Consider the following 17,275-nt stretch of genomic DNA (forward strand, 5'->3'; position numbering starts at 1 on the left):
GAGCAGCGGTGTTCTTATTTCTTGAGGCACTGCCCGGATCTGGCCTGGCACAGGGCAAACAACCAGCGGCGCAATCTCGGGAATTTCAGTTCCATACCAGCAGCTCCGCAGGGGTCGGGTTGTAGGCGTTGCACGGGTTGTTCAGTTGCGGGCAGTTGGAGATCAGCACGATCACGTCCATCTCGGCCCGCAGGTCGACGTGCTTGCCTGGTGCCGAGATGCCGTCTTCGAAGGTCAGCCCGCCGTCGGCAGTGACTGGCACGTTCATGAAGAAGTTGATGTTCGGCCCGATGTCGCCCTTGCCCAGGCGGCCGTCGTGCACGCAGGCACGCAGGTAGTTGTCGCGGCAGCTGTGCATGTAGCGTTTTTCCAGGGCGTAGCGCACGGTGTTGCTCTCTTGCGCGCAGGCGCCGCCGAGGGTGTCGTGACGTCCACAGGTGTCGGCGACGATGGTCAGCATCGGCTTGCCGAGGTTGGAATACAGCACGCTGCCGGTGCTTAGGTACACGCTGTTCTGCCGACGCAGGGTGCGCTGTACGTCGTAGCGTTCCTTGGGATTGGCGACGCTGTAGAACAGGGTATCGACCGCCTGGTTGCCCTCAAGATCGAGGATGCGCAGGGTCTGTCCGGCCTTGACCTCCATCAGCCAGGGTTCGCCGGCGGGAATGGTGGCGCGGTAGACGGCCGTTTCAGGCGACTGTGGAGCGGTGGCGATAGCGAGTGACATGGCAGCGATCCTCAGGCGAACAAACGGTCGGTGTTGATGAAGCCGCGCTCGTTTTCCGGGCGCGAGGTGCGGCAGTGTTCGGCGACGCTGGCGTCGGCGTTCATCCAGCTGAGCTTCAGCGGTTTCGGTGCATATTCCGGGGACGGGTCCATCGGGTGCTGCAGGGCGGTGAGCACCACCAGGGTGGCCATCGGCGCGTACAGCTCGATGTAGTCGCCGGCCCTGGAGTTGCCCTCGACAAAGTGAAAGCGCCCGGCGTCATCGACGTTCACGCGACTGAACAGGTTGAGGGTCATCAGCAGGTCGGACAGGCCCAACCCCCATTTGCCCAGTTCCACCAACAGGTTGTCGGTGCCGTTGCGGAAGAATCCGTTACGCAGTTCCTGATAGCGGCCGGCGCCGTATTTTTCTGCCACTTCTTCAGCGCAGAGTACGCCGCCGAGACTGTCGCTCCAGCCGCAAGTGTCGGCGGTGATTGCCGCCAGTACGCGCCCCATGTCCGAGTACAGGCAATGGCCGGCGGTGAGCTTGGCGGTGTGTTGGCACTTGAGGCTGTCGGGCAGGTTCAGGCGCTCGGTTTTTTCATTGGCGTTGAGTAGCGTCAGGCTGACGTTGGCGCCGCCGCGAATGTCGGTCAGGCGCAGCAGTTGGCCGCGCTTCAATACGAAAGAGCGATGGCCGCCGCCCGGGAGCATTTCTTCGGCGAAGGGCGGGAACAGTTGAGTCGAATCTGTCATTTTCAAAATTCCTCTAAGCGATACGAAGCGTGCCCGCCAGTTGCAGCGGCAGGGCATCGACGGCGGCACGGCTGGTGCGGCGGTCGCTGTTCAAAGGGATGTCGTAGGTGATGCGTGCGCCATAGGCACCAGGGGCGTGCGGATCGAGACGGACCTTGTCGAACACCAGCAGGCGCGTGCCGAGGCTGAAGCCTTCGGACAGGTCGTGGGTGACCATGAACACCGTCAGTCGGGTCTCGCGCCACAGCTCCAGGAGCAAGGCGTGCATGTCTTTGCGGATGCCCGGATCGAGAGCGCCGAACGGTTCGTCGAGCAACAGCACTCGGGGCTTCATGATCAGCGCCTGGGCGATGGCCAGGCGTTGTTGCATGCCGCCGGAGAGTTGCGCCGGGTACTTGTCCAGCGAGTGGCCGAGGCCGACTTTGTGCAGCAGCACCGAAGCCTGTTCGCGAGCGTCTTTTTTCGCGCTGCCGAACAGGCGTCCAAGCAAAGGCGAGCGGGGCAGTTCGAGGCCGAGGGCGACGTTGTCCAGCACGCTCAAGTGCGGGAACACCGAGTAGCGCTGGAACACCACGCCACGGCTGGCATCCGGTTCAGCAGTCAGCGGTTGGCCGTCGAGCAGGATCTCGCCACGACTGGCGCGCTCCTGGCCGAGCAGCAGGCGCAGGAAGGTCGATTTGCCGCAACCGGACGCACCCACCAGGGTGCAGAACTCACCCTCGTTGACGTTCAGGTTCAAGCCTTCGAGCACCACCTGATCGGCGTATTGCTGCCAGACGTTCTTGACGGTGATGAAGCTCATTTGGCCGCTCCTTCATACCAGGGGAACGCGCGGCGGGTAAGGTGCTTGAGCCCCCAATCCATCAACCAGGCGAGCAGGGTGATCCACACCACGTAGGGCAGGATCACGTCCATCGCCAGGTAGCGGCGCACCAGGAAAATCCGGTAGCCGAGGCCGTCGGTGGAGGCGATGGCTTCGGCGGCAATCAGGAACAGCCACGCCGAACCGAGCATCAGGCGCAGCGAGATCAACAGCCGTGGCAGCAGTTGCGGCAACACCACCCGCAGCATCAGGGTCCAGGTAGACGCGCCGAGGGTCTGGGCCTTGATCAGCAACTCCACGGGAATTTCCCGGGCGCGCTGTTCCAGGTCGCGGGCCAGCGCCGGGGTGATGCCGATGACGATCAGCATCACTTTCGACAATTCCCCCAGGCCGAAGACGATGAACAGGATCGGCAGGATCGCCAGCGGTGGCACCATCGACAGCACCGTCAGCAAGGGTGACAACGGTGCACCGAACAGCGGCAGGGTGCCGGCGGCGATGCCCAGGCACAGCCCGGCCAAGGCGCTGATGCCCAGGCCGATGGCCAGGCGCTGCAGGCTAGATGCCGTGTCCTGCCAGAGCAGGTATTCGCCGGTGCGGGTGTCGGCCACGAACGCCAGGCGTTTAACCGCATCGGTCATCTGCACGGCGCTGGGCAGCAGCTTGTCGTTGGGGTTTTCCGCCAGTCGCTCGGCCGAGCCCATGAAGTAGGCGAACAGCACCAGGGCGAACGGCAGGATCACCAGCAACAGGCGACTCGGGCGGTCCGGGTGACGGTTGATCAGGCGCATGGCCAGTTCTCCTGATTACAACTTGGCGTCGGCGGCCATCTGCACGTAGCTCGGATCGAAGCGCAGCTTGAGGTTGCCCTTGTCGCCGCTGGTCACGCCGTTGGCGAAGGCCATGCCGACGGCACTGGTGTCCTTGGCGCCCTCACCCAGCAAGCCGTGCTGGAAAGAGAACTCGGCGACCTTGCGCATGGTTTCCGGCAGTTGCTTGCTGGTGGAAAACGCCAGGGCTTCGTTGGGCGTCGCGAACAATCTGGTGGTGTCCAGTTGCGCCTGGAAACCCGCCAGGTCAGTGCCCGAGGCCTTGGCCATGTGTTCGAGTGCGGCTTTGCTGGCGGCGTTTTTTGCGTTCATCAGCTCGACCACTTCGAACCACGCGCCAGTCAGCGCCTTGCCCAGGGCCGGGTTGTCTTTGAGGGTGGTGCTGTTGACCACCATCATGTCCATGATCTCGCCGGGGATCTGGCTGGAATTGAACACCTCGGTCACCGCAGGCTTGGCCTTGATGTCCGAGAGCATCGGGTTCCAGGTGGTGACGGCGTTGACCTGTTCGGTGTTGAAGGCGGCCGAGATGTCGGCGTCGGAGGTGTTGACCACTTTCAGGTCTTTCTCGGTGAGGTCCACCGAATCCAGGGCCCGGGCCAGCAGGTAGTGGGAGACAGAGAGCTCGACCAGGTTGACGTCCATGCCCTTGAGGTCGGTGACTTTCTTGCCTTCGCCCTTGAGCACGATGCCGTCGTTGCCGTTGGAGAAATCGCTGACGATCAGCGCAGTGCTGTCGACGCCGCCAGCGGCCGGAATGGTCAGCGCGTCCATGTTGGTCATGGTGCAGCCGTCGAACTGGCCGGCGGTGTACTGGTTGATCGATTCGACGTAATCGTTGAGCTGCACCACGTCGATCTTGATGCCGTACTTCTTCGCCCATTTGTCGACGATGCCCTGGCTGCCTGCGTATTCCCAGGGCATCCAGCCGGCGTAGATCGTCCAGCACACGCTGAAGTGATCTTTCTGGGCGGCCTGGGACGAGAGACTCACGAGGGCTGCGAACGCAGCGGCGAGCAGGGCGGGTAAACGAAGCTGGGACATGGTGGTTCTCCAGTTGATCAAGGACGGACAGGACGGCAGCGGCACCGCTAACGGTGGCTTGTCTCCCGGGCTTTTGTCCCGCCGTGTAACCTCAACTGGAGGTCGCCAACTCTCGGACCAGTCACTCGCGATTGCGAGCCGGAACCCTAGTCAGCCATTGCAAATTGTGGTGCCGCGAACCTGTAGTGACTCCTGCACTGTTTTGTTAAAGCGAGAGGCGTGCCAAGTCGGCCCAAGCGCTCTAGCGTGGGCAACTGGGTGGTCAGCGGGATTGAGCAGAAGGGCAGGCTGCCTTGTGATGGTGCGCAGGTGCACCGCATTGGAACGTGTTCGCCGCTGATCCGAAGGTGGGTGCGGCATAGCACTTGATGCGGGTTTGCCAGTCAAAACAGATGTCAGCCGGTCTGTGCCGACTGCTGTCACTGGTCTTTACGGAGGCCGCCATGTTACGTCGATTGTTGTTGGGTGCAGTGCTCGGTTTTGGATTGTCTGGCTGCTACTACTACGACGGTCCTGCCGACGACTACGGGGGATCTTATTACTCCCCCGGTTACTACTCGCCTTATTACTACGGTTACTACGGCCCACGTTATTACGGTGGTTATCGCTCCTATTACTACGGGGGGCATGGTTACTACCGTGGCCACGGGTATTACGGCGGTCACGGCGGCGGGCATCACGGCGGTGGCCACCGTTAATCAGGGCGTGAATGGATGAAAAACCTTTCATCGGGCAGATGTTTCTACTTGTTTCAGGAGCGCACCAGATTGCGAATTCGGTGTCTGATCTTTCGACAGTCACTGAATATTTGACTGCCGCCTGCCAGCGTCGCTGGTGTGGCTCACTCGCGGTCCAGGAGGCCGCTATGTATTGCCGAATTCTTCTGCTTGCTGTGTTGGGATTGTCCCTTGGTGGATGCGTGCCTTATTACGACGAAGGAGGCAGTTACTACAGTTCCGAGGTCTATACCTCGCCATCGCCAGCCTATTACGCCGGAGGGAGTTCCTACTACTCAAATGGCGGTGGTTACTACACGCCGCCGCCCCGGTATTACGCGCCGCCAGCGCGGTACTACCAGCCAACTCCGCGCTATTACTCGCAGCCGCGAATCTATCAACCGTCGCGCTATTACCAGTCGGCTCCTCGTTACTATCAGCCGTCGCGGGGGGACTACCGCATGCATCAGAACCATGGCTGGGACGGCCGTAACCGCGGAGGCTGGAACAACGACAATCGCAGTCACGACGGGCGCGGCTACCGCAGCGGGCGTGCTGATCACAACGGGCGGGGCAATCACCGCTAGTTTTGTATAGAACACAGTTCTAATGTGGGAGCGGGCTTGCTCGCGAAGGCGTCGTCTCAGAAACATTGATGTTGTCTGACACTCCGTCTTCGCGAGCAAGCCCGCTCCCACAGTATTGTGTGTGGCTTTCAGTATTCGGACAAATCCGCCAGCGGATGCCGACCTTCCCACGCCTTGTGAAAATGCGCCTCTACCACCGCGTCCGGCACGTTGTTGATGTCCGGCCAGTGCCAGTGCGGCTTCTGATCCTTGTCGATCAAGCGGGCTCGTACGCCTTCGCTGAATTCCGGATGACGACAGCAGTTGAGACTCAAGGTGTATTCCATCTGGAAGACTTCGGCCAGCGACAGGTGCCGGGCACGGATGATCTGCTCCCACACCAGACGGGCGGTCAGTGGCGAGCCTTCGCTCAGGGTCCTGGCCGCGCGGCTCATTAATAGATCGGTGTGATCGCGCAACGCGCTGATGGCCTTCCAGGCGCAACGCACATCGCTGACATCCAGCAGCTCGTCGATCTGCTGGCGGCGTGGCAGCCACTGGGCTTCGGGCATCTGCGCCACGGCTTCCTGCTGCAAGGCCTTGAGCAGGCTGTTGAGCTGCATCGGTGTCTGTTCCTGCCAGTTCAATTGCAACAGGCCTTCGATCAATTCCGGCTGCTGTTCGTCGAGCAGGAAACGATCGGCCAGGTCCAGGTCGATGGCATCGCGGCCGTTCATGTGTGCGCCGGTCAGGCCCAGGAACAATCCGAGCTTGCCGGGCAGGCGCGACAGAAACCAACTGGCGCCAACGTCCGGGTACAGGCCGATGCTGATCTCCGGCATCGCCAGGCGGCTGCTCGGCGTGACAATGCGGATGCCTGCGCCTTGCAACAACCCCATGCCACCGCCAAGCACATAGCCGTGGCCCCAACAGATCAGCGGTTTGGGGTAGGTGTGGAGTTTGAAGTCCAGGCGATACTCCGCCGCAAAAAACTGCGCGGCCAGTGGCGGCACTTCGCCCGGATGGACGCGACAGGCTTCCACCAGGCTGCGCACTTCGCCGCCGGCGCAAAAGGCCTTGGCGCCATTGCCGCGCAACAGGACGCAGACAATTTGCGGGTCCTTGGCCCAGGCCTCCATGCGGTCGCGCAGGGCGTTGATCATCGGCAGGGACAGGGCGTTCAGGGATTTTTCGGCATCCAGGCTGGCGACGCCGATGCGGGCGCCGTCGGTGCCGGTGAGTTCTTCGAAGTGCAGATTCATCGTGACCTCGATCGGGAATTTGAGGGTTAAGTATGATCGCTGTGTGGGAAAGTGCCGGTTCTGCGTCAGATCAATTGACAAGCGTGGCGCGCTTTCCTAGGGTTCGCCCCATTGCTTTTGCCGGATGTAACCATGACTGCTGACGACCGTATCAAACTCGAACCGAGCTGGAAGGAGGCCCTGCGTGCCGAATTCGACCAGCCCTACATGACAGAGTTGCGAAACTTCCTGCAACAGGAGCGGGCGGCCGGCAAGGAGATCTATCCACCCGGCCCGATGATCTTCAACGCGCTCAATTCCACGCCGCTGGACAAGGTCAAGGTGGTGATCCTCGGCCAGGATCCTTATCACGGCCCGGGCCAGGCCCATGGCTTGTGCTTCTCGGTGCAACCCGGCGTGCCGGCGCCGCCGTCGCTGGTGAACATCTATAAAGAACTCAAGCGCGACCTGAATATCGACATTCCCAACCACGGCTACCTGCAAAGCTGGGCCGATCAGGGCGTGCTGATGCTCAACACCACCATGACCGTCGAGCGCGCCAATGCCAATGCGCACAAGGACAAGGGCTGGCAGTTTTTCACCGATCGGGTCATTGAAGTGGTCAGCCAGCAGCAGCCGCACCTGGTGTTCATGCTGTGGGGCGCCCATGCCCAGAGCAAGCAGAAGCTGATCGATGCCACCAAGCACCTGGTGTTGACCTCGGTGCATCCGTCTCCGCTGTCGGCCTATCGCGGCTTCCTCGGTTGCGGGCACTTCGGCCGAACCAACAAGTTTCTGGAACAGAATGGCGAGACGCCGATCGAGTGGCGGTTGCCGCCGGTTTAAGCGTTGATTTGGAGGACCTCTTCGCGAGCAAGCCCGCTCCCACAGGGAACACACGAACCCTGTGGGAGCGGGCTTGCTCGCGAAGCAGACACCTCGGTCTATCAGACTGAATCCGGATTCCGGTTCCAATACTTGAACAACGGCTCCGCCAGAAACAGCACAAACAGCAACCGCATCACCTGCATCGCCGTCACCAGCGGTACCGACAATTGCAGGGTTTCCGCCGTCAGGCTCATCTCGGCAATCCCGCCTGGCATCATGCCCAGGGTCAGCGACCGCAGATCCAGGTGGGTCAATGCACTCAAGCCCAAGGCCGCTGCCGTCGCAATCAACATGGTCAACACCGTGCCGATCAAGGTACGGCCCATGAACGATGGCGCACGCCGGAAGAACTGCCGGTTGAAGTGACAGCCCAGCCCGCTGCCGATCAGCCATTGGCCGATCTGGCTGCCGCCGTTGGGCAAGCCGATGTGCAGATCCCAACCAATGCTGACGGCGGCACTGACCAGCAACGGCCCGAACAGCCAGGGGTTGGGTTGACGCAGGCGTTCCCAGATCCAGGCCGCCAACGCGCCAGCAGGAAACAACACCGCCAGCCAGCGCCAGTCGATGCTGCCCGCGTGGGCAATCGGCGCACCGTCGCCCAACAGATACTTGAAAGCCGCCGGCACGCAGAGCACCACAACCAACACCCGCAGACTCTGCCCCGCCGCCACACGGCTGAGCACCGCACCATTGCGGGCACCGAGGTTGACCATCTCCCCGGAACCGCCAGGCATGCTGGAAAAGAACGCCGTGGCGCGATCTTCACCGGTGCGGCGCATCAGCCACACGCCGACCACGGCAGACAGGCTGGTGACCAACGCACCGAAGAAGATCAGACCGAAATGACTCAGCACCTGCTCCATCACCAGCGGGGTGAAGTGCAGGCCAATGCCGATACCGACGATCCACTGGCCGCACTTGCGGCCGCCAGGGATTTCGGCCAATTGCCAGGGTGTCAGGCAGCGCACGAGGATGATCGCCAGCAACGAGCCGACCATCCACGGCAAAGGCCAGCCGACCTGGCTGGCGAGGTAACCGCCCAGCAGGCCGACCAGCGGGGTTCCCCACCAGGCTTTGAAGGTGGACCGATCAGACATCGGCGATAGCGCGTTGCGCGGCCGAACGTTTGCGCCAGATGCGGATAAGCGGCATCAGCAGCATGATCGCGGTCAGGACCCAGCAACCGAAGGTGATCGGGCTCGACCAGAGGATTTCCAGCGCACCGTTGGAAATCGACAGGGCGCGGCGCAGGTTTTGTTCCATCAATCCTCCGAGGATGAAGCCCAGCAATACCGGCGACAGCGGGAAGTCCAGCTTGCGCAGGATATACCCGAAGATGCCGATGCCGATCATCAGGAACAGGTCGAACGTTGTCGCGTGCACCGCGTAGACGCCGATCCCGGTAATGATCGCGATCACCGGCACCAGTGCCCAGTTCGGCACGGCAAGGATACGGGTGAAGATACGGATCATCGGAATGTTGAGGATCACCAGCATCACGTTGGCGATGAACAACGAAGCGATCAGGCCCCAGACGATGTCCGGTTGCTGTTGGAACAGCAGCGGGCCCGGAGTGATGTTGTACAGCGACAGTGCGCCGATCATCACCGCCGTGGTACCCGAGCCTGGAACGCCGAGGGTGAGCATCGGCACCAGCGCACCGCAAGCCGCACCACCGATGGCGGTTTCCGGCGCCGCGAGGCCGCGCATGTCGCCCTGGCCGAAAGTACCCTTGGCACCCGCCATGCGTTTTTCGGTCATGTAGGCCACGGCACTGGCCAGGGTCGCACCGGCACCGGGCAACACGCCCATGATGAAACCCAGTACGCCGCAACGGATGTTCACCACGAACACCGACGCCGCTTCCTTGAAATTGAACATCATCCGGCCGGTGGCTTTCACCGCTTCCTGGCCGTGGTGGGTTTTTTCCAGCAGCAGGAGGATTTCGCTGATGGAGAACAGACCCAGCACCAGCACGACGAACTGGATGCCGTCGGTCAGGTGGATGTTGTCCCCGGTGAAACGGTACACACCGCTGTTGGCGTCGATGCCGACGGTCGACAGGAACAGGCCGATCAGCGCTGCGATGAACGTCTTCAGCGGACGGTCACCGGCCATGCCGCCGAGGCAGACAATCGCAAAGACCATCAGTACGAAATATTCCGCCGGGCCGAAGGCAATCGCCCATTTCGCCAGCAGCGGGGCGAACAGCACCATGCCGCAGGTGGCGATAAAGGCACCGATGAACGAGCTCCATGCCGACAGCGACAGCGCTACACCGGCCAGGCCTTTGCGCGCCATCGGGTAACCGTCGAGGGTGGTCATCACGGTGGACGCTTCGCCCGGGATGTTCAGCAGGATCGAGCTGATCCGGCCGCCGTATTCGCAACCCAGGTACACCGCCGCCAGCAGGATCAGCGCCGACTCCGGTGGCAGGCCGAGGGCGAATGCGATCGGGATCAACAGTGCCACGCCGTTGATCGGCCCCAGGCCCGGCAACAGGCCGACCACGGTGCCGATCAGGGTGCCGCACAGCGCGGTCACCAAGTTGTACGGGCTCAGCGCGACGCCGAAACCCTGACCCAAATAGCCAAGAGTATCCATATCAGTTCTCCAGAACGTCGAGCACGCCAAGGGGCAGCGGCACGTCCATCAACTTGTCGAACAGCAGGTAGAGGCCGACGGCCATCAGGCTGATGATCATGATGCTTGGCACCCAGCGACCGCCATACAGACGGGCCATGGGCACGCCGATCAGGATGCTGGCGACGATGAAACCCAGGGGTTCGAAGGTGCCGGCGAACACCAGTAACAGCACTACGCAGATGCCGATCTTGGTCAGGGTTTCGCGGTCCAGCGGCGGCTCGTCATCGCTGTGCTTGATCGGCGCGGGACGAAACACCATGTACAACAGCGCCGAGCCCATCAGGCCGAGCATCAGCAATGGAAAGGCCCGAGGCCCCACCGGTTCGTAGGAAAAAGCCGCTTGGTACGGCCATGCCATCAGCGCCAGGCCGAGGCAGACCAGCAACAGCACCGAAGCAAAAATGCGTTGTAAGAGCATGGGGGAACTCCTGTGCCGCGACTCCGCCAAACGGAGCCGCGGCCGCTAGACAGAGACGATCACTGGATCAGGCCGAACTCTTTGGCCAGCACTTTGTAGTCCGCGACCTGCTTCTTCACGTAGGTGTCCAGCTCCGGGCCGGTCATGGCGAACGGGAAGAGCTCGCGCTGATCGCGCAACTTGGCGAAGTCTTCGGAAGCCAGCAGTTTGTCGAAGGCCGCTTTCCACCAGGCATAGTCTTCGTCGCTGACTTTTGGCCCCAGGTAGAAACCGCGCACCACCGGCCAGACGATGTCATAGCCTTGCTCGCGGGCAGTCGGAATGTCCTTCATTTCCGGCTCGTCCAGGCGTTTGTCGGAGAACACCGCCAGCAGGCGCATGTCACCGCTCTGGATGTGCGGCATGGAGTCGGAGATGTCGGTGCTGCCGACCTGGATGTGACCGCCGAGCAGAGCAGTGGCGATTTCGCCGCCACCTTCGAGGGCCACATAGCGCAGGTCACGCGGGTTGATCCCGGCGGCCTTGGCGATCAGCGCGGTCTGCATCCAGTCCTGACTGCCGACGGTGCCGCCGGAGCCGATCACCACTTTGCTCGGATCTTTCTTCAGTGCCTGCACGAGGTCGTCGAGGGTCTTGTAGGGCGAATCGCTCTTCACGGCGATGGCGCCGTAGCTGGTGCCGACGGCGGCCAGCCAGCGCACGTTGGTTTCATCGAAACGACCAAACTTGCCCTGGGCCAGGTTCAGTAGCGAACCGCTGGACCAGGCCACCAGGGTGCCGGCATCGGCCGGACGCTGGGCGACCACCGCGTTGTACGCCACCGCGCCGACACCGCCGGGCATGTAGGTCACGCGCATCGGTTTGGTCAGCAGTTTTTCATTGACCAGCGCGCTTTGCGCCAGCTTGCAGGTCAGGTCGAAACCACCGCCGGGCGAGGCCGGGGCGATGCATTCCGGGCGTTTTGGCTCGGCGAGTGCCTGACCAGTGAACAGCAGGACGCTGGCGGCGAGGGCTAGTTTACGCATTGACAGGTTCATTCAAGTCTCCTTGGGAGTTGTTGTTATCGACGTACTGAATTACCAAAGGGCAACGCTGTAGCTCACCAGCAGACGTACTTCATCGGCATCGCGAGCGGAGTAGTTGGAGCGGTAAGTGGCATTGCGCAGGCGCACGGCGACATCCTTGAGTGCGCCGCTTTGTACTACATATTTGATCTCGGAGTTGCGCTCCCACTCTTTGCCTTCGTCACCGTTCTTGAGCTTGATGTTGTCACCGCTCACGTAACGGCTCATGAAGCTCAGGCCAGGGATGCCGAGGGTGACGAAGTCGAAGTCATAACGCGCTTGCCAGGAACGCTCTTCGGCGCCGGCAAAGTCGTTGATCTGCACGAAGTTCACGAGGTACGGGTCGGCGCCATCCACATACGGGAAAGCGCTGTCGCCGGACATGTGCTGGTAGCCGGCGCTGAACTTGTGTCCGCTCAGGGCGTAACTCACCAGGCCGTTGAGGGATTTGTTGTCGATCTTGCCGCCGCGGGCTTCGCCCTGGTCGTCACTGATCGCAAACCGCAGGTCGGTGCCAAAGGTGCCGGGGCCGAAGGGCTGCGAGGCGATCAACCCGAGAAAATGCTGGTTGTAGACTTCACCGAGTTGCGCGAAGTGATAGCTGCCGGTGATCTTGTCGGTGAACTTGTAGTCCAGGCCGCCAAAGTCAAAGTGGTCGCCCGCTACGGTGCCCGCAAAACGGCTATTTTTGTTATTGAGGGCAATGTCCTCGAAGTCGGTGCTGTCGCGGTCCTTGGCTTTGTCCAGGCGCCCGCCGGTGAAGGTCAGGTTCTTGATCTCTTTGGAGGTCAGCATGCCGCCTTCAAAGGTCTGCGGCAGGATGCGCCCGTCGTTGGGCTTGAGGATCGGCAGTTCCGGCATCAGGGTGCCGATTTTCAGCTCGCTGGCGGAGATTTTCATTTTGCCGGTCAGGCCCAGCTTGGAGTATTCGTCGACGGCTCGCCCATCGTCGGTCGGCAGCAGACCGGTACCGGTACGGTCCGGGCTCGAATCGAGCTTGACCCCCATCATGCCCAACGCATCGACACCGAACCCCACGGTGCCCTCGGTGTAGCCTGATTTCAGATTGAGCATGAACCCCTGGGCCCACTCGTCACGCTTGGACTGTTGGGCACTGGTGCCGTCGCGAAAATCGCGATTGAAGTACATGTTGCGGGTTTCGAAAGTGGCCGAGCTGTCTTCGAAGAAGGCGGCCTGGCTCAACGGTGAAAAACCGGCAAGGGCGGCAGCGCTGGCAAGCGCAGTGTGGCTGAAACGGGAGAGGCGGGCAGGCGCGATAGCCTGGGTCTGCAAGGACTGCATGGATGACTTACTCCGTTTATTGTTCTTATTTGTCGAAAACGCTTCGAGGCGTTTTTCGTATCGCTGCGTGGCTTCAGCGACGGCAGTCGAAACTGTCCGTGGCTGGACTGTAACGGGCTAACCTTTCGCTAAGCTTTCAGCTGACTTTCACGGTTCTCGGGCTTCACAGCGGCGGATGCGGCTGTAAACTTCGCGCCAAAGAATGGCGTCGACCATCCCTGAATGAGGTAAAGATCCATGCGTGTCCTGCTCGTCGAAGACCATTTGCAGCTCGCCGAAAGTGTCGCCCAGGCGCTCAAGAGCACCGGGCTGACCGTGGATGTCCTGCACGATGGCGTGGCAGCCGATCTGGCGCTGGGCAGCGAGGAATACGCCATGGCGATCCTCGACGTCGGCTTGCCGCGCATGGATGGTTTTGAAGTGCTGGCGCGTTTGCGGGCGCGGGGCAAGAACCTGCCGGTGCTGATGCTGACCGCCCGCAGCGACGTCAAGGATCGGGTCCACGGCCTGAACCTCGGCGCCGACGATTACCTGGCCAAGCCCTTCGAACTGACCGAGCTCGAAGCCCGGGTCAAAGCCTTGCTGCGTCGCAGTGTGCTGGGCGGTGAACGCATTCAGCGTTGCGGTGTGCTGGCCTATGACCTGGAAACCCGGCGCTTCACCCTCGGCGAAGAATTGCTGACCCTGACTTCCCGCGAACAAGCGGTACTCGAAGCCCTGATCGCACGTCCCGGTCGGGTGATGAGCAAGGAGCAATTGGCGTCGCAAGTATTCGGTCTCGATGAAGAGGCCAGCCCCGATGCGATCGAAATCTACGTGCACCGCCTGCGCAAGAAACTCGATGGCCAGCCAGTCGCCATCGTGACCTTCCGCGGCCTCGGTTACTTGCTGGAAAGCCGCGATGCATAAGCCCAGCAGCCTGCGCTGGCGGTTGTTGTGGAACCTGGCGCTGTTGTTGGTGGTGTTGATGCTGGCCAGTGGTTTGAGCGCCTACTGGAACGGTCGTGAGGCCGCCGACACGGCCTATGACCGGACCCTGCTGGCCTCGGCGCGGACCATCGCCGCCGGTGTCTCCCAGCGCGACGGCACCCTGAGTGCCGACGTGCCCTATGTGGCCCTCGATACGTTTGCCTACGACAGTGCCGGGCGCATTTTCTATCTGGTCAACGACATCAATCAGAAGCTGATTTCCGGTTACGAAAACCTGCCCGCGCCACCGCCGGGAACGCCGCGCACCGATGACTATCCGGCGCTGGCACGTTTCTACAACGCCCAGTACCGCGGGCAGAACGTGCGCGTGGTGAGCCTGCTCAAGCCGGTGAGCGAGCCGAACATGAACGGCATGGCGGAAATCCGCGTGGCGGAAACCGATGAAGCGCGGGTCAGCATGGCCCGCAGCCTGGCGGCCGACACCTTGCTGCGCCTGGGCATGCTGGCCATCGGTGCGTTGATGCTGGTGTGGTTTGCGGTGAGTGCCGCGTTGCGTCCGCTGGAGCGCTTGCGCACGGCGGTGGAAGAACGTCAGCCGGACGATCTGCGTCCCTTGCCACTGGTGGAGGTGCAGCGCGAATTGTGGCCGCTGGTGCGTGCACTCAATCACTTTACCGAGCGCTTGCGCGGGCAGTTCGAGAAGCAGGCGCAATTCATTGCCGATGCCGCCCACGAACTGCGCACGCCTCTGGCGGCGCTCAAGGCGCGGCTGGAACTGGGCATGCGTTCGGCCGAGCCCGATACCTGGCGCAGTACGCTGGAGACAGCCGCCCAGGGCACCGATCGCTTGACCCATCTGGCCAATCAGTTGCTGTCCCTGGCACGGGTGGAAAATGGCGCCCGGGCGATTGCCGAGGGCGGCGCGCAATTACTCGACTTGAGTCAGTTGGCGCGGGAGCTGGGCATGGCCATGGCGCCGTTGGCCCATAAGCGCGGGATCGCGCTGGCGCTGGAGGCGGATGAGCCTGTCTGGTTGCGGGGCGAGCCGACGCTGTTGAACGAACTGTTGAGCAATCTGGTGGATAACGCACTGGCTCACACGCCACCGGGCGGCAATGTGATTCTGCGCGTCTCGGCGCCCGCCGTGCTGGAAGTCGAAGATGATGGGCCGGGTATCCCGGTTGAGGAACGCAGTCGGGTGTTCGAGCGTTTTTACCGACGCAATCAGCAAGTGGCCGGTTCAGGGTTGGGATTGGCGATTGTCGGCGAGATCTGCCGCGCGCATCTGGCGCAGATCAGCTTGCATGATGGTGAGCACGCGGGGTTGAAGGTGCGGGTGAGTTTTGTGGCGGGGGATTGATCAATCCCATTGTGGCGAGGGGGCTTGCCCCCGTTCGGCTGCGTAGCAGTCGTAAATCCTGACTATGCGGTGTGCCTGGCTTACACGGTCGCAGGTTTTGGGGCCGCTTCGCAGCCCAACGGGGGCAAGCCCCCTCGCCACAATGCTCAGTAAAACATCGTGCGTGTTTCTTCCAGGTCAGCGCACATCGCCTCGTCGTCAAAATCGATCCCAAGCCTCCTGAAGGCCGGCACATTCAAGGCATCGAGACTGGCGAGCGGATGTTCGGTATCCCGCAGGCAATACAGGCTGGCCACCTGCACCAGATCCACATAGTCGACCTGCGCAGACTGGCGCTTGAAGTTCAGGTATAGCTGCGGCACTTGCACCAGCATGTCGGGAAATTCCCAGACCCTGAGCAGTTTTTCGCCGATCAGAGGATGAATCTGGTCGATCACATGGTTGAGGCTGACCGGGTCGGACAGCAGCTCATAGTGATCTTCGGCGTACGTCAGGATCGGCAGCACGCCGATCTGATGCACCAGCCCGCCAAGGGCGGCCTGGTCGGGCTTGAGCCGGGTGTGATTGCGGCACAGGGCATAGCTGACGCCAGCGATTTCCAGGCTTTTGCGCCAGACTTCGCGCATCTTCTGTTCCACCACGTCGGAGCGGGCATGGAAAATCTGCTCCATGACCAGGCCGATCGCCAGATTGCAGCTGTAGTTGATGCCCAGGCGAGTGATCGCGGTATGCAGGTCGGTCACTTCCTGAGTCGCGCGCAACAGCGGGCTGTTGACCACTTTGATCAGGCGTGCCGACAGCGCGGTATCACGGCCGATCACTTTGCTCAGGGTACTGACGCTGACTTCCGGGTTTTCCGCGGCCTTGCGAATCTGCAGGGCCACTTCCGGTAACGTTGGCAGAACCAGGTCATCGTTATTGATGGCCTCAACCAAATCCTGTTGGACCTTTTCCGCCAGCTCGCTCATTTAGTCTCTCTAGGTGTTGCACCAAGTGCTGCCGTTATTGCTGGATTTCGCGATCGCGGTCCAGTTCATAAGGCAGGTCGAGCAGCTGCAAGGACGGCCCTTCGAGCGCGCCCAGGTGGATGTCTCCACTTTCTGCTGCTTCGGCTTGCAACACAGCCAGGAGTTCAACGTTTTGCCCGGTGCGGGCAGCCAGCACCACTTCGCCAATGGAGCTGCCGTGGGTTGGGGAAAACAGCGCGATACCTGGTTCAGGCAGCTCGCTGGCAGTCAGTTGCAGGCGATACAGGCGGCGCTTGAGTTTGCCCAGGTACTGCATCCGCGCGACGATTTCCTGCCCGGTGTAGCAGCCTTTCTTGAAGCTCACACCGCCGACCGCTTGCAGGTTGAGCATCTGCGGGATGAACAACTCGCGGGTGCCGGGCATGACCTGGCCGATCCCTGCGCGGACCTGGCCCAGCAGCCACTGATTCAGATCGCCTTCGCTCAGTACCGACGCCAGTTTGCCTTTGACCGCATCGGCTTGAGCGGCGGCAACCCACAACTCGGCGCGTTGCGGCGAGACACGGGTGGCGATCAGCCCATCGTGGCGCACGACGCTGTCGGTTTCCGCCGGCAGGTCCAGGCCGAGGCTGACCAGTGCAGCGTCGCCATGGTCAACGCCGAAACGGACCCAGGCGGCACTTTCGTCGGTCAGTTTCGACTTGGAAAACACCGCGTATTTCTTCAGGTCCGCCAGTTGCGGTTCGAGCAACTCGGTGGCCATGGCCAGGACCACGCCGTCCCCTTCAAGCAGGATGCGGAAACTCGATTGCATCCGGCCTTTTTGCGTGCAGCGCGCACCAAGGCTGGCCCGGGTTTCGCTCAAGTAATTGAGGTTGCAAGTCAGTTGGCCTTGCAGGAATTTGCTGGCGTCCGCGCCGCGGACCGCGAGAACACCCTCATGAGAAAGGGTGCAGAAAAAAGCAGAATCGGCCATGGGTCATCGCAGGGTAAAGAGTCTGGTGGACATCAT

The 17,275-nt window shown here is 61.7% G+C and carries 18 protein-coding genes and 1 riboswitch; of the genes, 5 read left to right on the forward strand and 13 right to left on the reverse strand.

Annotated elements, in window-relative coordinates; genetic code table 11:
* Positions 1-85 precede the first annotated feature (85 nt).
* The 5 genes from QMK54_RS06850 to QMK54_RS06870 are packed head-to-tail and all read right to left on the reverse strand — an operon-like array spanning position 86 to position 4,161.
* Positions 86-727, reverse strand: coding sequence for an urea amidolyase associated protein UAAP2 (locus QMK54_RS06850; RefSeq protein ID WP_320402251.1), 642 nt, complete (start codon positions 725-727; stop codon positions 86-88).
* Between the two features lie 11 nt (positions 728-738).
* The gene (locus tag QMK54_RS06855) at positions 739-1,464 is read right to left on the reverse strand and encodes an urea amidolyase associated protein UAAP1 (protein ID WP_110661818.1); all 726 of its coding nucleotides are present in this window, start codon (positions 1,462-1,464) and stop codon (positions 739-741) included.
* 13 nt (positions 1,465-1,477) lie between these two features.
* Positions 1,478-2,266 (reverse strand): ABC transporter ATP-binding protein, encoded by a 789-nt coding sequence (locus tag QMK54_RS06860; RefSeq protein WP_110661817.1) that lies wholly within the window; start codon positions 2,264-2,266, stop codon positions 1,478-1,480.
* On the reverse strand, positions 2,263-3,078 hold the full coding sequence (locus tag QMK54_RS06865) for an ABC transporter permease (RefSeq protein ID WP_110661816.1): 816 nt from the start codon (positions 3,076-3,078) through the stop codon (positions 2,263-2,265). Before QMK54_RS06865 ends, QMK54_RS06860 begins: the two co-directional genes overlap by 4 nt.
* Before the next feature lie 15 nt (positions 3,079-3,093).
* On the reverse strand, positions 3,094-4,161 hold the full coding sequence (locus QMK54_RS06870; protein ID WP_110661815.1) for a putative urea ABC transporter substrate-binding protein: 1,068 nt from the start codon (positions 4,159-4,161) through the stop codon (positions 3,094-3,096).
* Positions 4,162-4,221: 60 nt separating this feature from the next.
* A riboswitch (guanidine-I (ykkC/yxkD leader) is annotated at positions 4,222-4,322 on the reverse strand.
* A 282-nt stretch (positions 4,323-4,604) separates the two neighbouring features.
* Between QMK54_RS06870 and QMK54_RS06875 the strand changes: the two genes are divergently transcribed.
* Both QMK54_RS06875 and QMK54_RS06880 read left to right on the forward strand, forming a co-directional pair.
* Complete coding sequence (locus QMK54_RS06875) at positions 4,605-4,859, forward strand: hypothetical protein (protein WP_223591480.1); 255 nt, start codon at positions 4,605-4,607, stop codon at positions 4,857-4,859.
* Positions 4,860-5,026: 167 nt separating this feature from the next.
* Positions 5,027-5,464, forward strand: a complete 438-nt coding sequence (locus QMK54_RS06880; RefSeq protein ID WP_110661813.1) for a hypothetical protein — start codon at positions 5,027-5,029, stop codon at positions 5,462-5,464.
* Positions 5,465-5,592: 128 nt separating this feature from the next.
* On the opposite strand, the gene QMK54_RS06885 is transcribed toward QMK54_RS06880, so the two are convergent.
* Positions 5,593-6,705 (reverse strand): enoyl-CoA hydratase/isomerase family protein, encoded by a 1,113-nt coding sequence (locus tag QMK54_RS06885; protein WP_320402252.1) that lies wholly within the window; start codon positions 6,703-6,705, stop codon positions 5,593-5,595.
* A 132-nt stretch (positions 6,706-6,837) separates the two neighbouring features.
* On the opposite strand from QMK54_RS06885, the gene ung reads away from it, so the two are divergent.
* Positions 6,838-7,530 carry a uracil-DNA glycosylase gene (ung, locus tag QMK54_RS06890; RefSeq protein WP_103394563.1) on the forward strand — a complete coding sequence of 231 codons (693 nt, stop codon included), beginning with the start codon at positions 6,838-6,840 and terminating at the stop codon, positions 7,528-7,530.
* Positions 7,531-7,631: 101 nt separating this feature from the next.
* Here the strand turns inward: ung and QMK54_RS06895 are convergent, their stop codons facing one another.
* The 5 genes from QMK54_RS06895 to QMK54_RS06915 are packed head-to-tail and all read right to left on the reverse strand — an operon-like array spanning position 7,632 to position 13,005.
* Positions 7,632-8,672, reverse strand: a complete 1,041-nt coding sequence (locus QMK54_RS06895; RefSeq protein ID WP_320402253.1) for an AbrB family transcriptional regulator — start codon at positions 8,670-8,672, stop codon at positions 7,632-7,634.
* Positions 8,665-10,179, reverse strand: a complete 1,515-nt coding sequence (locus QMK54_RS06900; RefSeq protein WP_075947502.1) for a tripartite tricarboxylate transporter permease — start codon at positions 10,177-10,179, stop codon at positions 8,665-8,667. Before QMK54_RS06900 ends, QMK54_RS06895 begins: the two co-directional genes overlap by 8 nt.
* 1 nt (position 10,180) lies before the next feature.
* Complete coding sequence (locus tag QMK54_RS06905) at positions 10,181-10,639, reverse strand: tripartite tricarboxylate transporter TctB family protein (RefSeq protein WP_320402254.1); 459 nt, start codon at positions 10,637-10,639, stop codon at positions 10,181-10,183.
* Between the two features lie 59 nt (positions 10,640-10,698).
* The gene (locus QMK54_RS06910; RefSeq protein WP_110662037.1) at positions 10,699-11,676 is read right to left on the reverse strand and encodes a Bug family tripartite tricarboxylate transporter substrate binding protein; all 978 of its coding nucleotides are present in this window, start codon (positions 11,674-11,676) and stop codon (positions 10,699-10,701) included.
* 39 nt (positions 11,677-11,715) lie between these two features.
* Positions 11,716-13,005, reverse strand: a complete 1,290-nt coding sequence (locus tag QMK54_RS06915; protein WP_110662038.1) for an OprD family porin — start codon at positions 13,003-13,005, stop codon at positions 11,716-11,718.
* A 237-nt stretch (positions 13,006-13,242) separates the two neighbouring features.
* On the opposite strand from QMK54_RS06915, the gene QMK54_RS06920 reads away from it, so the two are divergent.
* Positions 13,243-13,914: a response regulator gene (locus QMK54_RS06920; RefSeq protein ID WP_007979804.1), complete on the forward strand. Its 672-nt coding sequence runs from the start codon at positions 13,243-13,245 to the stop codon at positions 13,912-13,914.
* Positions 13,907-15,295: a sensor histidine kinase gene (locus tag QMK54_RS06925; protein WP_223591466.1), complete on the forward strand. Its 1,389-nt coding sequence runs from the start codon at positions 13,907-13,909 to the stop codon at positions 15,293-15,295. Before QMK54_RS06920 ends, QMK54_RS06925 begins: the two co-directional genes overlap by 8 nt.
* 146 nt (positions 15,296-15,441) lie before the next feature.
* Here the strand turns inward: QMK54_RS06925 and QMK54_RS06930 are convergent, their stop codons facing one another.
* Together QMK54_RS06930 and QMK54_RS06935 are read right to left on the reverse strand one after the other, a co-directional pair.
* Complete coding sequence (locus QMK54_RS06930) at positions 15,442-16,263, reverse strand: HDOD domain-containing protein (protein ID WP_320402255.1); 822 nt, start codon at positions 16,261-16,263, stop codon at positions 15,442-15,444.
* Positions 16,264-16,297: 34 nt separating this feature from the next.
* Positions 16,298-17,239, reverse strand: coding sequence for a YgfZ/GcvT domain-containing protein (locus tag QMK54_RS06935; protein WP_223591462.1), 942 nt, complete (start codon positions 17,237-17,239; stop codon positions 16,298-16,300).
* Positions 17,240-17,275 lie beyond the last annotated feature (36 nt).

It is taken from the genome of Pseudomonas sp. P5_109, from assembly GCF_034009455.1.
Classification (GTDB): Bacteria; Pseudomonadota; Gammaproteobacteria; order Pseudomonadales; family Pseudomonadaceae; genus Aquipseudomonas.

Coding starts and splice junctions, on each gene's coding strand:
- QMK54_RS06850 (WP_320402251.1), bottom strand. CDS start 727: ATGTCACTCGCTATCGCCACCGCTCCACAGTCGCCTGAAACGGCCGTC.
- QMK54_RS06855 (WP_110661818.1), bottom strand. CDS start 1,464: ATGACAGATTCGACTCAACTGTTCCCGCCCTTCGCCGAAGAAATGCTC.
- QMK54_RS06860 (WP_110661817.1), bottom strand. CDS start 2,266: ATGAGCTTCATCACCGTCAAGAACGTCTGGCAGCAATACGCCGATCAG.
- QMK54_RS06865 (WP_110661816.1), bottom strand. CDS start 3,078: ATGCGCCTGATCAACCGTCACCCGGACCGCCCGAGTCGCCTGTTGCTG.
- QMK54_RS06870 (WP_110661815.1), bottom strand. CDS start 4,161: ATGTCCCAGCTTCGTTTACCCGCCCTGCTCGCCGCTGCGTTCGCAGCC.
- QMK54_RS06875 (WP_223591480.1), top strand. CDS start 4,605: ATGTTACGTCGATTGTTGTTGGGTGCAGTGCTCGGTTTTGGATTGTCT.
- QMK54_RS06880 (WP_110661813.1), top strand. CDS start 5,027: ATGTATTGCCGAATTCTTCTGCTTGCTGTGTTGGGATTGTCCCTTGGT.
- QMK54_RS06885 (WP_320402252.1), bottom strand. CDS start 6,705: ATGAATCTGCACTTCGAAGAACTCACCGGCACCGACGGCGCCCGCATC.
- ung (WP_103394563.1), top strand. CDS start 6,838: ATGACTGCTGACGACCGTATCAAACTCGAACCGAGCTGGAAGGAGGCC.
- QMK54_RS06895 (WP_320402253.1), bottom strand. CDS start 8,672: ATGTCTGATCGGTCCACCTTCAAAGCCTGGTGGGGAACCCCGCTGGTC.
- QMK54_RS06900 (WP_075947502.1), bottom strand. CDS start 10,179: ATGGATACTCTTGGCTATTTGGGTCAGGGTTTCGGCGTCGCGCTGAGC.
- QMK54_RS06905 (WP_320402254.1), bottom strand. CDS start 10,639: ATGCTCTTACAACGCATTTTTGCTTCGGTGCTGTTGCTGGTCTGCCTC.
- QMK54_RS06910 (WP_110662037.1), bottom strand. CDS start 11,676: ATGAACCTGTCAATGCGTAAACTAGCCCTCGCCGCCAGCGTCCTGCTG.
- QMK54_RS06915 (WP_110662038.1), bottom strand. CDS start 13,005: ATGCAGTCCTTGCAGACCCAGGCTATCGCGCCTGCCCGCCTCTCCCGT.
- QMK54_RS06920 (WP_007979804.1), top strand. CDS start 13,243: ATGCGTGTCCTGCTCGTCGAAGACCATTTGCAGCTCGCCGAAAGTGTC.
- QMK54_RS06925 (WP_223591466.1), top strand. CDS start 13,907: ATGCATAAGCCCAGCAGCCTGCGCTGGCGGTTGTTGTGGAACCTGGCG.
- QMK54_RS06930 (WP_320402255.1), bottom strand. CDS start 16,263: ATGAGCGAGCTGGCGGAAAAGGTCCAACAGGATTTGGTTGAGGCCATC.
- QMK54_RS06935 (WP_223591462.1), bottom strand. CDS start 17,239: ATGGCCGATTCTGCTTTTTTCTGCACCCTTTCTCATGAGGGTGTTCTC.